The 19444-nt window shown below is 69.3% G+C and carries 17 protein-coding genes; 8 read left to right on the forward strand and 9 right to left on the reverse strand.

What is annotated here, in order from left to right:
- Positions 1–10: 10 nt before the first annotated feature.
- The 3 genes from AC4BEG_RS31165 to AC4BEG_RS31175 form a co-directional block, all read right to left on the reverse strand.
- Entirely contained in the window at positions 11–349 is a 339-nt protein-coding gene (locus AC4BEG_RS31165) for a hypothetical protein (RefSeq protein ID WP_490702997.1), read from the reverse strand.
- Positions 350–384: 35 nt separating this feature from the next.
- Positions 385–1350, reverse strand: coding sequence for an MFS transporter (locus AC4BEG_RS31170; protein WP_490702998.1), 966 nt, complete (start codon positions 1348–1350; stop codon positions 385–387).
- Positions 1351–1678: 328 nt separating this feature from the next.
- Complete coding sequence (locus tag AC4BEG_RS31175; protein ID WP_490702999.1) at positions 1679–2245, reverse strand: TetR/AcrR family transcriptional regulator; 567 nt, start codon at positions 2243–2245, stop codon at positions 1679–1681.
- A 206-nt stretch (positions 2246–2451) separates the two neighbouring features.
- Between AC4BEG_RS31175 and AC4BEG_RS31180 the strand changes: the two genes are divergently transcribed.
- Positions 2452–3243, forward strand: coding sequence for an SDR family NAD(P)-dependent oxidoreductase (locus AC4BEG_RS31180; protein WP_490703000.1), 792 nt, complete (start codon positions 2452–2454; stop codon positions 3241–3243).
- Between the two features lie 316 nt (positions 3244–3559).
- Here the strand turns inward: AC4BEG_RS31180 and AC4BEG_RS31185 are convergent, their stop codons facing one another.
- The 3 genes from AC4BEG_RS31185 to AC4BEG_RS31195 form a co-directional block, all read right to left on the reverse strand.
- On the reverse strand, positions 3560–4396 hold the full coding sequence (locus AC4BEG_RS31185; RefSeq protein ID WP_490703001.1) for a DeoR/GlpR family DNA-binding transcription regulator: 837 nt from the start codon (positions 4394–4396) through the stop codon (positions 3560–3562).
- A 95-nt stretch (positions 4397–4491) separates the two neighbouring features.
- On the reverse strand, positions 4492–5502 hold the full coding sequence (locus AC4BEG_RS31190; protein WP_490703002.1) for a zinc-dependent alcohol dehydrogenase family protein: 1011 nt from the start codon (positions 5500–5502) through the stop codon (positions 4492–4494).
- A gap of 45 nt (positions 5503–5547) precedes the next feature.
- Positions 5548–7338 carry a dihydroxyacetone kinase family protein gene (locus tag AC4BEG_RS31195; protein WP_490703003.1) on the reverse strand — a complete coding sequence of 597 codons (1791 nt, stop codon included), beginning with the start codon at positions 7336–7338 and terminating at the stop codon, positions 5548–5550.
- Positions 7339–7626: 288 nt separating this feature from the next.
- Between AC4BEG_RS31195 and AC4BEG_RS31200 the strand changes: the two genes are divergently transcribed.
- The 3 genes from AC4BEG_RS31200 to AC4BEG_RS31210 all read left to right on the forward strand — a co-directional run bounded on the left by AC4BEG_RS31200 (position 7627) and on the right by AC4BEG_RS31210 (position 10491).
- Positions 7627–8952 carry an MFS transporter gene (locus AC4BEG_RS31200; RefSeq protein ID WP_490707265.1) on the forward strand — a complete coding sequence of 442 codons (1326 nt, stop codon included), beginning with the start codon at positions 7627–7629 and terminating at the stop codon, positions 8950–8952.
- A 188-nt stretch (positions 8953–9140) separates the two neighbouring features.
- Positions 9141–9965 carry a triose-phosphate isomerase family protein gene (locus tag AC4BEG_RS31205; protein ID WP_490703004.1) on the forward strand — a complete coding sequence of 275 codons (825 nt, stop codon included), beginning with the start codon at positions 9141–9143 and terminating at the stop codon, positions 9963–9965.
- A 61-nt stretch (positions 9966–10026) separates the two neighbouring features.
- Positions 10027–10491 (forward strand): RpiB/LacA/LacB family sugar-phosphate isomerase, encoded by a 465-nt coding sequence (locus AC4BEG_RS31210; RefSeq protein ID WP_490703005.1) that lies wholly within the window; start codon positions 10027–10029, stop codon positions 10489–10491.
- A 26-nt stretch (positions 10492–10517) separates the two neighbouring features.
- Here the strand turns inward: AC4BEG_RS31210 and AC4BEG_RS31215 are convergent, their stop codons facing one another.
- Entirely contained in the window at positions 10518–11648 is a 1131-nt protein-coding gene (locus AC4BEG_RS31215) for a cupin domain-containing protein (RefSeq protein ID WP_490703006.1), read from the reverse strand.
- A 309-nt stretch (positions 11649–11957) separates the two neighbouring features.
- Between AC4BEG_RS31215 and AC4BEG_RS31220 the strand changes: the two genes are divergently transcribed.
- The 4 genes from AC4BEG_RS31220 (at position 11958) to AC4BEG_RS31235 (ending at position 16615) form a co-directional block, all read left to right on the forward strand.
- Positions 11958–12986, forward strand: coding sequence for a 3-oxoacyl-ACP synthase III family protein (locus tag AC4BEG_RS31220; RefSeq protein WP_490703007.1), 1029 nt, complete (start codon positions 11958–11960; stop codon positions 12984–12986).
- 36 nt (positions 12987–13022) lie between these two features.
- Entirely contained in the window at positions 13023–13697 is a 675-nt protein-coding gene (locus AC4BEG_RS31225) for a hypothetical protein (RefSeq protein WP_490703008.1), read from the forward strand.
- Between the two features lie 35 nt (positions 13698–13732).
- Positions 13733–15511 (forward strand): thiamine pyrophosphate-binding protein, encoded by a 1779-nt coding sequence (locus AC4BEG_RS31230; protein ID WP_490703009.1) that lies wholly within the window; start codon positions 13733–13735, stop codon positions 15509–15511.
- 150 nt (positions 15512–15661) lie between these two features.
- On the forward strand, positions 15662–16615 hold the full coding sequence (locus tag AC4BEG_RS31235; protein ID WP_490707266.1) for an AraC-like ligand-binding domain-containing protein: 954 nt from the start codon (positions 15662–15664) through the stop codon (positions 16613–16615).
- Between the two features lie 204 nt (positions 16616–16819).
- Here AC4BEG_RS31235 and AC4BEG_RS31240 read toward each other — a convergent pair whose 3' ends face one another.
- Positions 16820–18163, reverse strand: a complete 1344-nt coding sequence (locus AC4BEG_RS31240; RefSeq protein ID WP_490703010.1) for a carotenoid oxygenase family protein — start codon at positions 18161–18163, stop codon at positions 16820–16822.
- Complete coding sequence (locus AC4BEG_RS31245) at positions 18160–19440, reverse strand: MFS transporter (protein ID WP_490703011.1); 1281 nt, start codon at positions 19438–19440, stop codon at positions 18160–18162. The genes AC4BEG_RS31240 and AC4BEG_RS31245 overlap by 4 nt, the downstream gene beginning before the upstream one ends.
- Between the last annotated feature and the right edge of the window lie 4 nt (positions 19441–19444).

Genomic DNA, 19444 nt, shown 5'->3' on the forward strand with positions numbered 1-19444 from the left:
GCTCCTCGTGTCATAGGGGTTCGGGAAGGTCGTGGGATGAGGTCCCAGCCGCGACAGATGGTGCGACCGGAACCTCTGTGACGGGGGACTCGGCGATCGAGCGTTCCTGATCAGTCCGCGGTACGTCCTCGGCAGCGAGGACTGCGGCCACGTCCTCGTTGGTCATTGCGGTGTGGACGGCGGCGTAGTACACGATGAGGCTGAACAGGCCCACCACGGCGAGGTCCCACCACTCGGCGATCGTGTCGCGGCCGCCGTACCGGCCGAAGTACGCGATGTGGATCTGCCCACCCTGTGGGTGCCGGAAACGGTGACATGGAGCGGAGATCGCCGCTCGATTCCTCGACATCCCCTTCGTCCGCCAGTCTTGGGACCTGTTCGACGTCAGCGGTTATCAGCGCGGTCTGGTCCCCAAGAGGCGGGGGAGCCCTCGGCGTTGACGTCGGCATCCGGCGCCCCGCGGGGAGCGTGCTCCCCTCCCCACGGCGGGGCATCCGCCTTGGGCCGGGGGATGAGGAAGGTCGCCAACATACCGAGCCCCAGCAGCGCCGCGCACGTGTAGCCGTTGATCTGAATCGCGTGGGACATGGCATCACGGGCAGCGTCGGCGGCCGATGCCGTCCGCGGGTCTTCACTCAGCCCGGAGATCATCGCGCCCGCGCTGTCGGAGACCGCCGAGGACAGCTCGTCCGCCTCGGGTCCGGACGTTCCCTTCTGGACCAGCCGATCCGACATGTCGGAGGCCAGTGACGTGAAGAACGTCGACGTCAGCATCGCGATGCCGAGCGCGGAACCGAGCTGACGCGCGGCGCTCTGGATTCCGGATCCCTGGCCGGCGTGCCGTGGCGGGACGTCCGCCAAGACGAGGTTGGTGACCTGCGCGGTGGCGAAACCGACCCCCATGCCGTACAGGAACAGGGCGATTCCGATGATCCACCACGAGGAATCGCTGCTGGCCAACAGGCCGAACATCAACAGTCCGAGGGCTTCGAGGACCAGGCCGATCCGGACCAGTCCGATAGGACCGACCTTCTCGGCCATGCCGAAACTCGCACCGCTCGCGAAGAAACTACCGACCGCGACGATGAAGACGATCAGCCCGGTCTGGAGCACCGAGTACCCCAAGGTGTACTGAAGCCACAGGGGTAGAACAGCGAGCATGCCGAACTCCGCCAACGCGATGATCAGCGTCGCGATGTTGCCCGTGCTGAAGGACTTGATGGAGAACAACGAGGTGTCCATCAGCGGCTCCGTGCCGTCCATCGGGGTCAGCCGGACCTGGAGGAGCAGGAAGAGCGCCAGGGACACCACGGAGATGACCAGAGCGACGGGGATGACGGACAGATACACCGCGTCCCCGAAGGGGCCGAAGCAAGTGATGGGCCGCCTTGACGTCGAGATACCCCGGAACGGCAGCCGCTCGGGGCCGTCAGCCTAAGGCCCGCCTCAGGGCTGCGCCACCAATGATCTTCGACCCTGTCCTGTGTTTTCGACGCCGTGCGGACGGCGGCGGCACTGGGTAGCCGAACGCTTTCCGGTCTCGCCGCCCACGGCTCAGCGGTGGGCGGCCCAGGGGCCGCGCTCACAGGGAGGGGCGCACTCAGTCGCGGCGACGACGCCCGACCGACGGCGGTTGTCCAGGGGGCTGGCGTGCCCGGAGCCGAGACCGAGGCGCGGGTCAGGAGTGCTGCGCCCCGCGTGCCAGCAGCATGATGGCGTCGACGAGTTCCTCGGCGGGCAGACCGGTGGCCAGGCTGCGCAGTTGCAGTCCGAAGACCAGCGCGATGGCGCTGCTCGCCAGCCGCTCGGCGTCGGGTACGCCGAGACCGGTGAGGATCCGGGTGGCCAACTGGTCGTATGCGGCGAAGGACTGCGCGGCCGCGGTGCGCAACCGCTCGTCGCGACCGGCCTGGATATAGAGCTCGAAGGGTGCGATGTGCCTGCTGTCGAACGGCGTCCCCCCGGCGATCTGGCCGACTGTGGTGGCGGCCCGATCGGTGTCCATTCCGTCGGTCTGGCACTGGGCGGCGAGCTCGGTGAGGCGCTTGGTCTCCTCTGCGACGAAGTGCAGCAGACTCTCACGCAGCATCTCGTGCTGGGTCGCGAAGTGGTAGGTGACCGAGCCGAGGGAGACCTTGGCCTCCTTGGCGATCCGCCGGTTGGTGACCGCGGCGACGCCGTCCTCACTGATGGTGCGCAGGACGGCGTCGATGATGCTCTGCCGGGTTCCGGGGGGCTTGGTCATGTCAGTCATTGTGCCAGCGGCGCCCTCCTGGCAAGGGGAAGGGTCGGGGGCCGCTCCGACCGGCGCAGATCGTACGGGCAGGCCGACACCATCGCCGTATCGGGCGGCCATGCGCTCAGCCTGTCGAAGGGGCTTCTGCTGTTTGACATGGTCGTCCCGCCCTCCGTACTGTTCGTTCGAACGAACAAATGCGAGGGGCTCGTCGTATGCGCATCGAAGGATCGACCGTTCTCCTGACCGGGGCCGCGGGGGGCATCGGTCAGGCCATCGCCCGCGACCTGGCTGCCAAGGGGGCCAAGCTGGTCCTCTCCGGGCGCCGTGCCGACGCCCTGGAGGCGCTCGCCGACGAGCTCGGTGCTCGGGTGGTCGCCGCCGATCTCGCCGACCCGGACCAGGTCCACCATCTCGCCGAGGCCTGCCCCGACACGGACATTCTGATCGCCAACGCCGCTCTGCCCTCCAACGGCGATCTCCTCGACTACACGCCCGAGCAGATCGACCGTGCGCTGACCGTGAACCTGCACGCCCCCGTCTTGCTGGCCCGCGCGCTCGCGCCCCGGATGGTTCAGGCGGGTCGGGGCCATATGGTCTTCGTCGGCTCGATCTCCGGGAAGGCGGCCACCAAGTGCTCCTCGCTCTACTGCGCGGCCAAGTTCGGGGTGCGCGGCTTCGCGCTCGGCTTCCGCCAGGACCTGCACGGTACCGGGGTGGGGGTCTCTCTCGTCCAGCCCAGCGCCGTAAGCGACGCGGGTATGTGGGCCGTCACGGGCGCGACCCCGCCGACCGGTGTGCGCATGGTCTCCCCGGGCCAGGTGGTGGCGGGGGTGGTTCGGGCCGTCGAGCGCGATCTGTGCGAAGTCAATGTCGCGCCGGTGGAGTTGAGGGCGTTCAGTGCCATCGCCGGGCAGTTCCCCGGCTTCGCGGAGAAGTTGCAGCGCGGCTCCAGTGCCGAGAGCACCATCAAGGAGGTCGTGGAGGCCCACCGGCACAAGCGGTAGCCGTCTGCTTCGGCACCGACTCTTGCCGCTTCTCCTGGGCGGGCCCGGGAGAAAGTGAATTCCGAGGGAATCCGCGAAACGCCCGGCGGGGGAACCCAGCCGGGCGTTTCGCGTGAACTGTTCGCGGCCGACGCCGACTTCGGCGTGCTGGAGCGAGTGGCCGGTCAGGCTTCCTGGCCGGTGGCGGCGAGGACGATCTCACGGATGGTGACGTTCTGCGGCTGCCGGTAGGCGTAGGCGACCGCCTCGGCCACGGCCTGCGGGTCCAGGGCGCCGCCGGCGGACTTCTTCCATGTCTCGTAGTCCTTCCGCGGGCTTACTCCGACGATTCCTTGGGGGCCAACTGGAGCCGTACGCCCATTGCGTGCAGGGTGTCCTGTTCGTCCTTGGGGAGTTTGCGGTCGGAGATGACCAGGTCGAAGTCGGAGAGTGGGCCGAGCTGGTAGAGGGCTTGGCGGCCGAACTTGGTGTGGTCGACGAGGAGGACCTTGCGGCGTGCCGCTGCGAGCAGGGCGCGCTTGACGAGGGCCTCTTCCTGGGACTGGTGGTAGCAGTGGCCGCTGTCGACGGCGGAGACGGAGATGTAGGCGACGTCGGCCCGCAGGGAGCGGGCCATGTCGGCGGTGAACATCCCGACGAAGGCGTTGAAGGATGCCTGGTAGACCCCGCCCAGGGCGATCACCTGGACCTCTGGCTCGTCGGCGAGCTTGTTGATGACCTGGAGGGAGTTGCTGATCACGGTGAACGCGCCGCGTGAGGGGAGTTCGGTGATGAACGGCAGCACGGTGCTCGAGTCGTCGACGATGATCGCCTGGCCGGGTTCGACCTCCTCCAGCGCCGCCTCGCAGATGGCCTGCTTCTCCTCGAGCATGGTGCTGCTGCGCCAGCGCAGGTTGCTCTCGAACAGGGCGCTGGGCGCGGCCGTGGCGCCGCCGCGGACCTTGCGGAGGAACCCCTGCCGCTCCAGGATGTCCAGGTCGCGGTAGACGGTCATCTGACTCACCGCGAGTTCCTGTACCAGGTCCTCGATCGAGACTTGGCCCTGCTGGAACACCTGGTCCGCGATCTTCTCACGGCGGCCCTTGGGGCTGAGCTTCGACGGTGCCCGGTCGCCGTCGCCCCGGCGGTCCGGCGCTCCGCTGGTGTCCGTCACCTTGTCTTCCTTCTCTGGTCGGGGACGACATGCCGAGTCTACGGCGGCGTGTCGTCCCGCCCGCCCGGTCAGCCGAGGGCGGGCGGGACGGTGGTTCAGCCGGCGCCGCCGGGCAGGATCTGGATCTTGCGTCCTGTGCCCTTGCGGAAGGTCTCCAGGGCCTGCTCGTACTCGTCCAGGGAGAAACCGTGCGTGATCATGGTGTCGCAGTCGATGACGCCGTGGCCCAGTAGTTCCACGGCCCGCCCGTAGCTCTGGAGGATGGCCATGCTGCCGACGATGGTGATCTCGTCGTTGTAGATCCGGAACGGGGAGAAGGAAGCCTTGTCCTGATCGGGGGCGCAGCCGAACTGCTGGAAGGTGCCGCCGCGGCGTACACGCCCCAGACCGTCCTCGATCGCGTGGACCGCACCCGTGCAGTCCACGACCACTTCCCAGCCGCCGCGCCGGGCCCGATGCAGGTCGTCGGCGCTGGTGGCGACGTTGTCCGCGCCAAGCTTGCCGGCGACCGCGAGCCGGCCCTCGTTGAGGTCGACGACCTCCACGGACGCGGCGCCCGCCCGCTTGGCGGTTTGCAGGTAGAGCAGACCCATGGTGCCGGCTCCGTAGATGAGGAAGTTGTCGCCGAGGCGGGGACGGACGATGTCGAGGCCGTGGACGATGGTCGACAGCGGCTCGATCAGAGTGCCGTGCCGGGGTTCCAGGCCGGCCGGCAGCCGGTAGAGGTTCTTGGCGGGGACCTTGACGTACTCGGCGCAGGCGCCGTTCTCGGTGATGCCGATGGTGCGCCAGTTCTCGCAGAGGTTGCCGCGGCCCATGGCGCAGTAGTGGCAGGACTCGCAGTAGATGGCCGGGTCGGCACCGACGAGTTCGCCGGTGGCCAGGCCGGTGACGTTGGAGCCGAGCTCGACGATCTCGCCGGAGAACTCGTGGCCGGGTACGACCGGATAGCGGGTCGGGCCGAACTCACCGGCCAGCATGTGCACATCCGTGCCGCACAGGCCCACGGCGGCGACGCGCACGACGACCTCGTCGGGGCCGGGGTTCGGGTAGGGAAGGGTGGTCACGTTCAGCTTGCCGGGGGCTTCGATGACGACGGCTCGCATGGCGTGTGCCTGCCTTTCGGAAGGGGGAGGGCCGGGGGAATGTGGTCATCGGCAGGCGGTCAGCGACTCGCCGACCGCCGTGAGGATGAGGGCGAGGGAAGTGGCGCCGGCGTCGGGGTGGCCGTAGCCGAGGTCTCCCATCCGGGCGGCGCGGCCGCGGGCGGGGGTGAGCCCGGCGGTGTCCGAGGCTGCCCGGGTGGCGACACTGGCGGCGGCCGACCAGGCGGTGACGAGGTCGGTGCCGGTGTCGGCCTGGTGGTGGAGCTCCTTGCGGAACGGGTCGAGGGCGTCGAGCAGGGTCTTCTCCCCGACGCGGGCGCCGCCAAGCTCGACGATCGCGTCGAAGGCGCCGTCGACGGCGTCGGCGAGCAGGAGCGGGGTCACCTGCTGCTGTCCGGTGCGGGCGGCCCTGATGAGTCCGGCGCCGCTTTCCGTCAACAGGGCGCCGTAGAGCGCTCCGGAGGCGCCGCCGGAGGAGTCGGCGAGGGCCAGACCGGCTGACAGCAGGGTGCTGCCCACGGCGGACGGACTGCCCGGCTTCGCATGACCGGGCTCGGTGGAGCGGGCAGTGGCGACGGCAGCGCGCAGGCCGCGGACGATGCCGATGCCGTGGTCGCCGTCACCGGCGACGGCGTCGAGCCTGCCGAGCTCTTCCTCGTTGGCGGTGACCAGCTCCAAGGCGACCTGGAGGGCGGCGGTGACCGGGAGGTCCTCGTCCGAGGGCCGGGCGCTGTCAGGCTGTTCAGCGGCGTGCTCGTCGATTGCCGGCCGGACGTCGTGGGCGACGGCATCGGTGCTCGGGGCGGGCAGGCTGCGGAAGGCCGGGGTGTCACAGGGGGCGTCGTACAGCTCGGCCAGTTCGTCGTCGAGGACCATCACGGACAGGGACAGGCCGGCCATGTCGAAGGAGGTGACGAACTCGCCGACCTCCGGTAGGTGCGGCCGGAGCCCCGCGTCCAGCAGCCGCCGGTGCACATGCCGGTAACAGGCGAACAGCTCCTCGTACTTGGTCCGGCCGAGGCCGTTGAGCAGGACGGCAACACGACCGTCCGCTGTCTGTGGGAGTTCCGGTAGCAGGTTGTCCACCAGCTCGTCGGCCAGCTCCACGGCGTTCAGACGCTTCGTCGTCCGCAGGCCGGGCTCGCCGTGGATGCCCATGCCGAGCTCCATCGTGCCCTCGTCGACCGTGAACAGCGGCTCGCTCGCGCCGGGGAGGGTGCAGCCGGCGAAGGCCGCGCCGAAGGTGCGAGTCATGGCGTTGGCGTGCCGCGCGGCGCGAGTGACGCCTTCGAGGTCGTCGCCCCGCTCGGCGGCCGCGCCCGCGACCTTGAACACGAAGAAGTCACCGGCCACCCCCCGGCGGTCGCGGGAGGGGTCGACGCGCGCACCCTCCACCGGGGCGGGCCCGCTGGCCACGTCGTCGGTGACGATGACGGTGCGCGTCTCGACGCCCTCGGCGGCCAGGCGGCGGGCGGCGAGGCCGAAGTGCATGACGTCGCCTGCGTAGTTGCCGTAGCTGAACAGCACCCCGGCGCCGCTGTCGGCGGCTCGGGCGGTGCGGTAGACCTGCTCGGCGCTCGGGCTGGCGAACACGTCACCGATCGCGGCCGCGTCGGCCAGACCTGGTCCTACCAGGCCGGCGAAGGCGGGGTAGTGCCCGGAGCCGCCGCCGATGACCACGGCCACCTTGCCGGGGCGGGGAGTGTGCCGGCGGACGACCCCGAAGGCCCCGGGGACCCTGCGCACCGTGCGCGCATACGCGGTGGCCAAGCCTTCGATCCAGTCCTCACGGAAGGTGGAGGCGCAGTGGGTGGGGCCGGTGGACAAATTGATCATCGGGTCTCACTCCTAGGCGTCGTCCCTGTTTGATTTAACATCTGGATGTGGAACCTGTCACTCCCCTGTTGCGAATTTGACGACGCCGGGGTCGGCTTCCGCGGGCTCGGAAAAGTGACACATGGCGCACCTGAACTGCGTATTTGTACGTGCAAGGGTGTGGGTCGGTCGATTCACGGGCGACGGATGGGTCCGGCTGAGGAATCTGTGAATCACATCTTGCGTGTGGATTTCACATCCAACATGATGCTGACGTTCCCTCCGCTCACCGCACCACTGGAGGCCGCCATGGCCCGTATCCAGGCACCTGAAGGCACCCGTCGGTCACTCCTCGACCGCATGGGAATCCCCAGACCCCTCGTGTTCGGCTACATCGGACTGTTGCTGTTCATGGTCGGCGACGGCGTCGAGTCGGGGTTCATCGCGCCGTACATGGCGCATCACGGCGCCGGCACCGAGATCCGCGCCTCGTACGTCATCACCGCGTACGGCGTGACGGTGATGCTCGCCTCCTGGCTGTCCGGCGCGCTGTCCCAGCTGTGGAGCCCGCGTCGCGTGATGCAGCTCGGGCTGGCCATCTGGGCCGTCTTCGACGTGCTCTTCCTGACCCTGGCTCTGGCCCCGGGCAACTATTGGCTCATGCTCGTCTTCTACGGGCTCCGTGGCTTCGGGTACCCCCTGTTCGCCTTCGGCTTCCTGGTCTGGATCACCGCGACCGCCCCGTTCGCCCGGCTCGGCACCGCCGTGGGCTGGTTCTACGTGGCCTTCACCGGCGGCCTGCCCACCCTCGGCTCGCTCCTGGCCAGTTGGACCAACCCGTTCTTCGGCCACTTCGGGACCCTGTGGATCGCCCTCGCTGTCATCCTGCTCGGCGGCGCGTTCTGCCTGCTCGGGGTGAGTGAGCGCACCGGATACGCACGCCTGGCGTCGCCGGAGGTCAAGCCGGTGCAGAGCCTGCTGTCCAGCCTGTCGATCGCCTGGCGGAACCCCAAAGTCGGCGTGGGATGCGTGGTGAGGATCATCAACACCGCGCCGGAGTTCGGCTTCCTGGTCTTCCTGCCCACGGTCTTCGCCGACCGGATCGGCTTCGGCGAGGGCGGCTGGCTGACGCTGGTTGCGATCATTTACGGCACCAACGTGATGTTCAACGTCGTCTTCGGCGCCCTCGGCGACTCCATCGGCTGGCGGAAGACGATCGCGGTCTTCGGCGGCCTCGGCTGCGCCGTGACCACCCTGCTGCTGTACTTCGTGCCGGTGGCCGTCGGCGACCACTACTGGGTCGCGGTCGTCGTCGGCATGCTCTACGGCATCACCCTGGCCGGGTTCGTCCCCATCTCCGCACTCATACCCTCGCTCGCCCCGGAGAACAAGGGCGGCGCGATGGCCTTGCTCAACCTGGGTGCGGGCGGCGCCGCGTTCATCGGCCCCGCCATCGTCAGCGTCTTCCTCGGCCCGCTCGGCCCGGGCGGCGTGGTCGTCATTTTCGCCGGGCTGTACGTGGTCGCCGCCCTGTTGACCCTCTTCCTCAAGCTTCCGGAGGAGTCCTCCCCGGCTGTGCCGGCGCCCCCGGAGGAGGCCGAGGTCCCCGGGCCCGCCGACAGCGCTCGCATCTGACCGTCCCCGGCCCTGCCTCCGCCCTGTCTCCGTGCGGCGGAATCCCACGAGCCGTCACGGGGTCCCGCAGCCCCGGGGGCCACACCCCGACCGCCCCCGGGCTGCGGCGACCGCTGGACACGTTCCCGATCCACCAGGATTCACGGCTTGCACCGGGGAATTCACAGAAACCCTGTTGGAAGAATGTCATGGCGCATGTGATGCACGAGGAGCCGCGGCCTGCTCCGGCCCTCCGGACGCCCTTCGTCGGAGTCTCCCTGAAGCTCTACTTCGGTCTGGCGGAGACCCGGCGCTGGCTCGCCGACGTTGCCGCGCTGGCCGACCACCTGACCGACCTGCCCCGCCCGGTCGACGTGGCCGTCCTCCCGTCCTTCCTCGCGCTGACCGAAGCCCGCTCCCTGCTCGCCGGGAGCGGCATCACCTTCGGTGCCCAGGACGTGCACTGGGCCGGAAAGGGCGCGTGGACCGGCGAGGTCTCGGCATCGATGCTCGTCGAGGTCGGAGCCCACTACGCGGAGATCGGCCACGCTGAACGCCGCCTCCATTTCGGCGAGGACAACGCCACGGTCGCCGCCAAGGCCCGCGCTGCCACCCGCGCCGGCCTCACCCCCGTCATCTGCGTAGGCGAGCAGCACGGCGAAGACCTCGGCCGTGCGGTCGAGGAGACCCTCGTGCAGGTGGACAGTGCGCTGCGCGGGGCAGAGCCGGGCAGCGACGTGGTGATCGCCTACGAACCGGTCTGGGCGATCGGCGCCGACACCCCGGCGCCCGCCCCGCATGTCCGCGCCGTCGTCGAGGCCATGGGCGAGACCTTGCGCGCATACGACGTCCAGGGCCGGATCATCTACGGCGGCACGGCCGGTCCCGGAACCTTCACCGAGTTGACCGACGGCGGCGGCTGGACCGGCCTCGACGGCCTGTTCCTCGGCCGGCTCGCGCACGACCCTGCCAACCTGCGCAAGATCCTGGACGAAGTCGCAGGATGCCGGCCCAAGGCGACGATCGCCTCCTGACGCGACCTCAGCACCACCGAAGCGCCCCGAGAAGTACCCCACAGAATCCGAGGAGACGACCATGCGGCAGCCTCTCAGCATCGCCATCGGATGCGACGATGCCGGCCTCGCCATGAAGGACGCGATGATCCACCACCTCACCGAGCGCGGCCTTCGCGTCACCGATCTGAGCGCCGCCGCCGAGGAGGACTACCCGGACGTCGCCGAGCGCGTCGCGCACAGCGTCGCGCGCGGCGATCACGTCCGCGGCGTCCTCATCTGCGGCACCGGCATTGGTATGGCCATCGCCGCGAACAAGGTGCCCGGCATCCGGGCCGCGCAGATCCCGGACAGCTACAGCGCCGAGCGGGCCCGCAAGTCCAACGACGCCCAGATCGCCTGCTTCGGGGCCCGCACCATGGGCATCGAGGCGGCCCTCGTCTGCCTCGACCACTGGCTCGTCTCCGACTTCGCCGGCGGCGGCTCCACCCGCAAGGTCGACAAGATCCGGGAGGTCGAGACGCGCAACCTGCGGCGTACCGCCTGACCAACGTCATCGCAACGCCGAGGAACTCATCGCCCCGCTTCCCATGCGTCCATATTCTCGGGGGTGTGGTCGCATGCGGGCGGCTCCTTCACGACAGCCCGCCGAATACCGCCCAACTCGTCCCGGTACTCGTTGGGGCTGACCCCCCGCACCCGCTTGAAGGTGCTGCTGAGCGAGAACGCGTCCGCGTAGCCGACGGTGCGGGCGATGCTGTCCAGGGTCTGGCCCGGCTCGGCCAGCAGGCCGGCGGCGAGGGTGATGCGCAACTGGGACAGGTAGCTGATCGGGGGCCGGCCGACCAGGGCGTGGAAGCGGCGGGCGAATCCGGAGCGGGAGAGTCCGACGGTGTCGGCCAGTTTGCCGACGGTCCAGGGGCGGGCCGGGTGCTGGTGCAGCAGTTGCAGCGCGTGACCGATGGCGGGGTCGGCCATGGCCCGGCGCCAACGCGGCGGGTCGTCGTCCTGCCGCTCCGACCACGTGCGCAGCGAGACCATGAACAGGAGGTCGAGCAGCCGGTCCAGGACCACGGACTGGGCGGGTTCGGGGCGGTCGACCTCGGTGCCGACGAGTTCGAGGATCCCTTCGGCACCGGTCGCGCCGGACAGCACCAGGACCGGAGGCAGCGACTCCAGCAGCCACGGTGAGACATCGTCGGCGAATTGGTAGGCGCCCCGGATGAGGGCCGTATCCCCGTCGCGATCCCCCCGGTGGTCCCCCTCGCTGTCCCCGTGGCGCCGCTCGCCGTAGGTGTAGCCCGCCGAGATCCGCCGGCGGTCGCCCGCCCTGTCGGGGGCTTCGCCGACCAGCGCGTACCGGTTCGGACCGTGGACGACGACGCGCGCCGGGGTGGCGGGGTCGTCGGCGAGGGTGTGCGGCCGCGGACCCCGGACGATGGCGATATCGCCGGCGTGCAGTCGCCTCGGCTGCTCGCCGTCCATGAGCAGCCAGGCGCTACCGCGTACGACGGCCTGTATCGACACCGGCGCCGCGTCCACGTAGCGGACAGACCACGGTGGGTGAACGATCGACCGTGCGACGGCGGCACCACGCGCCCTGGAATGCCGGAGTAAGTCCGCGAGCAGATCCACAGGTTCACCGTAGACGAACTGACGTGCGCATCGTGGACGAACGGACATGCGCGGTGGACGCTCAGCCATGCCATCGCGGGCCCGGCGTCCGGTTGGATTCCAGCCATGACCCACACCGTGACCGTCCTCGGGGGGACTGGCGAAACCGGGCGCCGCGTGGTCAGCAAGCTCCGCGCCGGAGGGCACACCGTCCGGCCCGTTTGGCGTTCGACCGAGACCTCTTTCGACTGGCTGGACGATTCACCTGGCAGTCCGCCCTGACCGGCGCGGACGCCGTCTGTCTGGTGCCGCCGGCGCTGCCGAGCCGGCAGGTGGCCCTGGTGCCGGGCTGCCGGGGGAGCCATCAGCAAAAGCACACTTTCTTGACCTGGGGGTGAGATGTCGCTGTCCGCACGGATAGTCGATGTCGTCAGCTTTATGCCGGATCGAGTGGTCTCGAATGGCGAGCACTCGCACGACGACGACGAATTGGCGGAGCACGCCTTTTTCCGGGGGGTTGCGGAGCGTCGCTTCGCCTCGCCGGAGTACTCCTCGGCGGATCTCGGGGTGCGCGCCGTACAGAAATTGCTCGACCGGACCGGAATGGCTGCGGGCGAGCTGGATCTCATCATCTACAGCTGCCAGTTCAATGACACGTTCTGGCCAGGTATCGGGTCGGACGTCCAGGGCAGGGTCGGTGCGGACGGGGCGACGATTCTTCAGGTCGACACGAGCTGCTGTTCGTGGCTTTCCGGACTGCGTACGGCGCAGGCGTTCATCGAGTCCGGGCAGCACCGGAACATCGTGGTGCTGACGGTGACCAACTTCGTCTCGCGGCTTCCCGAGTTCCAGCGCTCCACGCGCTCGCGGGTGCTCGGCGACGGAGCCACGGCGACCCTGCTGACGCCCGGGGACCCGTCCATTCTCTCCGGCTACGAGCGCTCGCACGGCGCGCACTACGGGCTGCTCCGCTTTGAACCCGATTTCGTGGATGGCGTGTTCCGGAACTACTGGGAGCGAGGCTGCGGTCCCATCACGGTCAATTTCACCCGTGAGCGGCTGGAGTCGCTGCGGGAGAACGCACTGACGCTGGTGCCGGAGGCCGTGGCACATGCCCTGAAGCAGGCCGGGGTGACGGCCGAGGACGTATCGCTGCTCATCACCCACCAGCCCAATGACGAGTACATCGCGGAGTGGCGCCGACGGTGCGGTATCGACAGGCCGCGTGCTCACGACACTCTCGCCAAGTACGGCAACCTCTTTCACGGGTCGCTTCCGGTGACCCTCGCGGACGCCTTGGACCAGGGCCTTGTCCGGCAGGGCGATCTGCTCGCATTCGGCACGTTCTCCAACGGGGGCGACATGGTGAGTGCGATGACCGTGCGATGGAACGGTAATCCGCGGACTCGAATAATGAATAGCGAATGATGAATGGCGAATGACGAATAACGGGAGAGCGACCTCGTGACAGCACCGTCCCACAACCGTCGACTGGACGGCGCGGACCTGCCCGCTCTGGATCTGGTGCGCTGTGAGAACACCAGCAGCGGCGACATCGAAAAGCTGATGCGCGACATGACGAAGGAGAGCTACTCGCACGACGAGATATTCGGCCAGTACTGCTCGCTCGCCGAGTACATCGAGGTGCCGTACGACGTGGTCTTCGAGTATTGCGCGAATGTGCACTCCCTTGAGGAGTGGACATTCAGCATCCGTGATCTGTCGTATGTCGGCGGCGGTTTGTACCGCGGTCGGGAGGCGATCCAGCCGAACACCGAGATCTTCGTCCGCGCGGACCCGCTCAAGGGCCCCGAGCATGGTGTCATCAACTACCCGTGCGCCTGGGACCAGGGCCACGAACTGTGGATGCGCTACTACTTCACCGTCATCGACGCCACGCGTACGCTCAACCGGCCCGGGACGGTGGTCCTGTGGACCAACTGCAAGCACCCGTACTACGACCGCGCCGTCACGGATGTCCCCGAGTACATCCGCGCGGGCCGGGCCAGGACCGACCGCTACTGGGTCGGCGACATCTGGCCGCAATTCGATGCGATCCACAAGATCGAGACCCGGAATCTCAAGACCATTCTTGAGACCCGCTTCGGCGCCGGGACCCAGATCACGCCCGCGGACTGAGCGGGCGCAGCAAGCACATACGGGGGATCAGAGCAATGCGCGTTTCCGATGCGCTCGTCATGCTCTTGCGCGACTGGGACACGAAGTATGTGTTCGGAGTCAGCGGAGCGAACATTGAACATCTTCATGATGCGATCCACCGGCTCGGAAACGGGAGTCTCCGGTCGGTGATGGCCCGCCGGGAAGACGGTGCGGCGTTCATGGCCGATGCCCGGGCGAGGGTGCACCGCACCCTCGGGGTCTGCTGTGCGACGTCGGGCGGGGCGATGATGAACCTCGCCGTCGGGCTCGCCGAGTCGTATGCCGAGTCCGTTCCTGTGCTGGCCCTGATCGGCCAGCCGCCCACCGCCCTGGAGGGCCGGGGCGCCTTCCAGGACTCGTCGGGCGTCGGCCGGACGGTCGATGCGGAGGCGATGCTGGGCGCGATCACCAAGAAGGTCGTCAAGCTGGGCCCACCGGAGACCTTCTGGCGCGATGTGCTCGATGCCGTACGGACCGCGCTCAGCGGGCGGGCCGGGCCGGTGGCGGTCCTGGTACCGCGTGACGTGTTCGAGGCGGAGGTCGGGGACCGTCCCGACGGCTTCCCCACGACGCTCGCGGCGGTGGCGGAGCGCCCGACGTTCGACCACGAGGCGGCGCGCACGCTCTTCGACGAGATACGCCAGGCGAAGCGGCCGGTCCTCGTGCTGGGGCACGGTGTGCGCAGGAGCGACAACCCGTCGGCCGTGGTGCGGTTCGCCCGGCGCACCGGGCTTCGCGTGGCGACCACGATGTCCGCGCGGGCCGAGTTCCCCAATGACGATCCGCGCTACCTCGGTGTGCTCGGTGTGGCCGGCCACAGCTCCGTGGTCGACGCCGTGCTCGACGCGGACCTGGTGGTCGCCGTAGGCACCGGGCTGAACATGATGACCCGCGGCCCGGTGCCGGAGTTGAACGGCGCGGCGGTGGCGGTGGTCAACCCCGACCCCGGGGAGGCCATCCGGGCCGTTGCCCCGCGGATCGTCGTACGGGGTGAGGCCGGCGTCACCTTCGAGCATCTGCTGCGGCTGTGGGACGCCGAGCCCTTCGAGGTGCCGGAGCCGGGCGCGTACGAGCTGCGCCGGTTCCTGCCCCGGCTCGCGCCCCCGGTCCCGTCCCGGCCGAGTGGGCACGGCGCCGACGGCGACGATCTGCGGCAGAGCGAGGCGATCTCGCTGCTGACGGCGTACCTCCCCCGTGACGGCCATGTGGTGCTCGACGCCGGCAACTGCGCGTCGGCGGCGATCCACTTCTCCCATGTGCCGGTCGGCAGTACCTCGACGATCGCGCTCGGCATGGGCGGGATGGGTTACAGCCTGGCCGCCGCGGTCGGCGCCCAGCTGGGCTCGCCGTCCGGCACCCGCACCACTGTGCTGTGCGGTGACGGTGCCTTCCTGATGAACGGGCTCGAACTGCACACGGCCGTCGATCTGCGGCTCCCGGTGCTCTTCGTCATCTTCAACAACAACATGCACGGCATGTGCGCCACCCGCCAGCAGACGTTCTTCGAGGCGCGGATCGAGTGCGTCCAGTACGCACCGGTGGACATCGCCCAGGTGGCCCGCGGTCTGGGCCCGTCCCACCGGCTGTGGGTCGGCAGCGCGGGCACGGCCGCGGAGCTGCGCGCCCACCTCGCCGACTACCACGAGCGGCACCCGGACCTTCCCGGCGTCCTCGAACTCCGCATCCCCGCCGAGGAGATGCCGCCGTTCACCACACTCCTGCCGTCGGACGAGCCGACCGTGCCGGTGCCGCGCGCGGCCGACGGGCCGGTCTGCGCGGCCGTCTCGTCCTAGGCTCTGTACGGCGCCGACCCATTCGCCATGGCTGGGGGTGAGTTCCGGTCATCCGGCGGGCGGGGAGGCGAACCGCTGTGAACCGTAGAGGCGGCCGTGTCAGCCTTCTGGGCGACAATAGCCGGAACGGGGCATGGCGAGGAGGGGCTGGTGCAGGGAGCGACGGTGTTCCGGACCGGCGAGGTGGACCCGGCTGACAGGTTGGACTGCTGGCGGGATCTGATGTCGAAAACCCTGTGCCCCATGGACCTTGACAGCGAACGCGCGGAGCAATTCCAGGCGGAGACACGGGTGTTGGAACTCGATCCCGTCAGCGTGTGGCCGACGATCGTGGAGCCCATGAGCTGGCGGAGAACGCCCCGCCTTATCCGGCACTCCGACCCGGAGTACTACCACCTCACCTTCCCGATCACCGGTTCGGTCGGCATCACCCAGGCGGGCCGGGAGGCCGTCCACGGGCCCGGTGAGATGTATGTGGTGGATACCTCGCAGCCGTTCCACTGCGTCACAAGCCGCATGCACGGGGTGGGCCTGGAGGTGCCGAGGAAACTGGTGCCCTTGCGCAAGGAGAAGGCCGACCTGCTGCTCACCCGGCGATTGCCGGGAGACGAAGGCTACGGAAGCCTACTGGCGCAGCTGCTGGGCCAGTTGGCGAAGGACGCGGGACCATACGGCCCCGCGGACGGCCCCCGGCTGGGTTCGATCATCGTTGACCTGCTGTCATCTCTGTTGGCCCATGTCCTGGACCGGGAAACCTCCCTGCCGCCGGAGACTCGCCACCGGACTCTGAGCTTGCGGATCCGGGCCTTCGTCGAGGAAAACCTGGATGATCCCGAGCTCACACCGCGATCCATCGCCGAAGCGCACCACATCTCCCTCAGCTATGTGCACCGCGTCTTCCAGCAGGAGGAGGAGACACTCACCGCCTGGATCCGCCGTCGACGCCTGGAACGCGTGCGCCGATACCTCGCTGACCCGGCCTTGAACGACACCCCGATCTACGCCCTCGCGGCGCGCTGCGGCTTCCCTTGCGGCGGCGACTTCAGCCGGCTCTTCCGCAGAACGTACGGATTGACGCCGCGGGAATTCCGCCGACGGTACTGAGACGTGCGGCGTGGCTGGGATCGGCGCGTCTGTTGCTCTGGTCGACCGTCGGGTGGTCATGCTGAGCGAGTCGTCCAGCGCGGCGGCGTAGATGGTGGTGTCGATGGACAGGCCCGCGGTCGCCCAGTGGAAGGTGGTGCCGGGGGCGATGGGGAAGCCCGGGCCGCCGTGGGGGGAGACGGCGGACCGGGCGGCTTTGGCGGGTCAGGCGGGCAGTTCGGAGTCGGGGATCCAGTGGCCGTGGATGCCGGCGGGCACCCTGCGGGGGAGTTCGACGGCGGCCACGGTGCTCAGGTCGCTCGCGTCCAGGACGAGCAGCTCCGAGGCGTCGGCCTTGAGGTCGCTGACGATGGTGAGCAGGTAGCCGTCGTCCTCGGCACTCCCGCCCTCGGCGGGCGCGAAGACAGCCTCACCGGGCATCCGGCCCTCGCCGTGCGCGTGCAGCTTCTCCTGGCCGGTACGTGTGTCCAACTTGACGGTGTGGTAGCCCGACAGGCCCGCGCCGGGGAAGGCGATGGCGTAGCTGTAGCGGTAGTCCGAACCGGTGACCGCGTCGTTGATCGACGGGAACTCGGTGACCAGGTCGTTGAGGGATTCGGCGGTGACCTTGCCGGTGGCCGGGTCGATGATCCACCGGTAGAAGGTCGAGCCGGTGGCGGGGCTGGTGCCGTAGCCGGGAGCGCCGACCCACCACTTCCAGGAGCTCTCCCAGGCGGAACGGTCGAAGCGGGGCGCTTCGAGGACGATCCGGCCCTGCGCGTCGGTGTAGGCGTTGGCGACGTGCAGCAGCGCGGCCTGGTCGGGCACCTCGAACCAAGTGGTCTTGCCCCCGGCGCGCGGCATCACACCGATACGCAACGGGACGTCGTCGTGCCAGCGGTAGGGGATACCGGACTGCTCGGCGTGGTCGAAGACCACCGGCGAGTCGATGAAGACGACATACTCGCGGGTGATGGCGAAGTCGTGCATGAGCGATGGGCCGGCGCCGTCGACGACCTGCGACGTGACGATGTCGCCGGAGGCGTCGGCCACGTAGTAGGTCAGGTGCGGCGGGAAGGGGCTGTAGCTGAAGAAGTGCAGCTCGTTGGTCTCCGGGTCCTCTTTGGGGTGGGCGGTCATCGCGCTGGTGAGTTTGCCGCCGAAGTCGTGGACGCCGATCGTGTCGAGGTCGGCGCTGACCTCCCAGGGCAGGTTTGCTTCCTGTAGGGCGAGGTAACGGCCCCCGTGGAAGATGATGTTGGTGGCGGCGGCGCTGACCTCGAGCTCGGTTCCGGTGAACGGCACGCCGTCCAGGAAGGGGGTGCGCACCCAGCGGTTGCGGTACCACTCGGCCCGGCCGCCTGAGAGGCGGACGCCATGGATCATGCCCTCGCCGCGGAACCAGTGGGTGGGGGTGATGCCCGGCTTCGGGTTGTGACCGTTGCGGAAGTAGCGGCCGTTCAGGTCGGGCGGGAGGGTGCCGCGCACCTTCAGCTCGTGGCCGGTGATTTCGTCGGCGACGGGGGTGAAGTGGCCGCTGATGTACGGCTTGTCGAGGGACATGGTCATGCCTTTCGCGTTGCGAGAGCGGAGATGAGCAGGGTCAGGGCGGCGCAGGCAAGGAAGGCCGCGCCGAAGGAGGGGAGGAGGGTCAGGAAGGACAGGCCGATGGCTCCGCCGATCTGCCGGGTGGCGTTCACCAGCCCGCCGGCCAGGCCGTTGTCGGAGGCGGGGACGCCCGTGGAGGACATCGCGGTGAGCCGGACGAAGGCCACCCCCAGCCCGGCGCCGATGAGGAGCGTCGGACCGAGCAGGTCCACAAGGAAGGTGCCGTCGGCCGGAGTCCGCGACAGCCAGGCCAGTCCGGCCGCGAGGACCAGCAGGCCCACAGGGAGCACATGGCGGCCGGTGACCTTGCCGGTGCCCCACGACGAGAGGGTGATCATGAGCGCGAGGGGAAGCTGGGTCAGCCCGGCCTCCAAGGGCGAATAGCCGAGGGTGCGCTGCTGGTAGAGGGGCAGGAAGTAGAACAGGCCGAGCCAGACCGCGCCCAGAAGAGCCATCAGCACATTGGGCACCGCCACCACGCTCATGCGCACCGGCAGCAGCGGGTCGGCGGCGCGGCGCTGGAGCACCACGAACAGGCCGATCAGCGCCAGACCGATCACGGCGAGGGGCCAGGGGCCCGACAGGCCGTAGGTGAGCGCGACCAGCCCCGCCGTCACCGTCACCGTGCCCGGCGCGTCAAGGCTTCCGCCGCGTGGCCGGTCGGCCGCGATCAGCCGCCAGGTGGTCACCAGGACGGCCAGGGCGAGGGGCACCATCACGATGAACACCGCACGCCAGCCGTACAGGCTGGTGAGCAGCCCGCTCAGCAGCACGCCCGCCGCGCCGCCGGCACCGGAGACCGCGCCCCACACGCCGAGCGCGGTGCCACGCCGCTTCCCGTCGGGATAGAGCGTCAGCACGAGGGCCAGCGCCGTGGGCGCCAGCAGCGCGGCGCCGATTCCCTGCACCGCCCTGAAGACGATCAGCACAGTCGCCGTGGGCGCGAGTGCCGCGCCCAGGGAGGAGAGGGCGAACAGTCCGATGCCGAGCAGGAACACGCGGCGGAGCCCGTATACGTCGCCCGCCCGCCCGCCGGGCAGCAGCAGCGCGCCGAAGACCAGTACGTAGGCGTTGACCGTCCACGCCTGGCTCGTGTCCGACAGATCGAGCCCGGCCCGGATCTGGGGCAGCGCGACATTCACGATCGACGTGCTCAGCACGACCAGGAACTGGGCCGTGGCCAGAACTGCCAGCGATATCCAGCCGGTGGTGGACTGTTGCGGTGCGGTGCGGGTCATGACT

This window comes from Streptomyces sp. JLBJ103 (genome assembly GCF_058215575.1).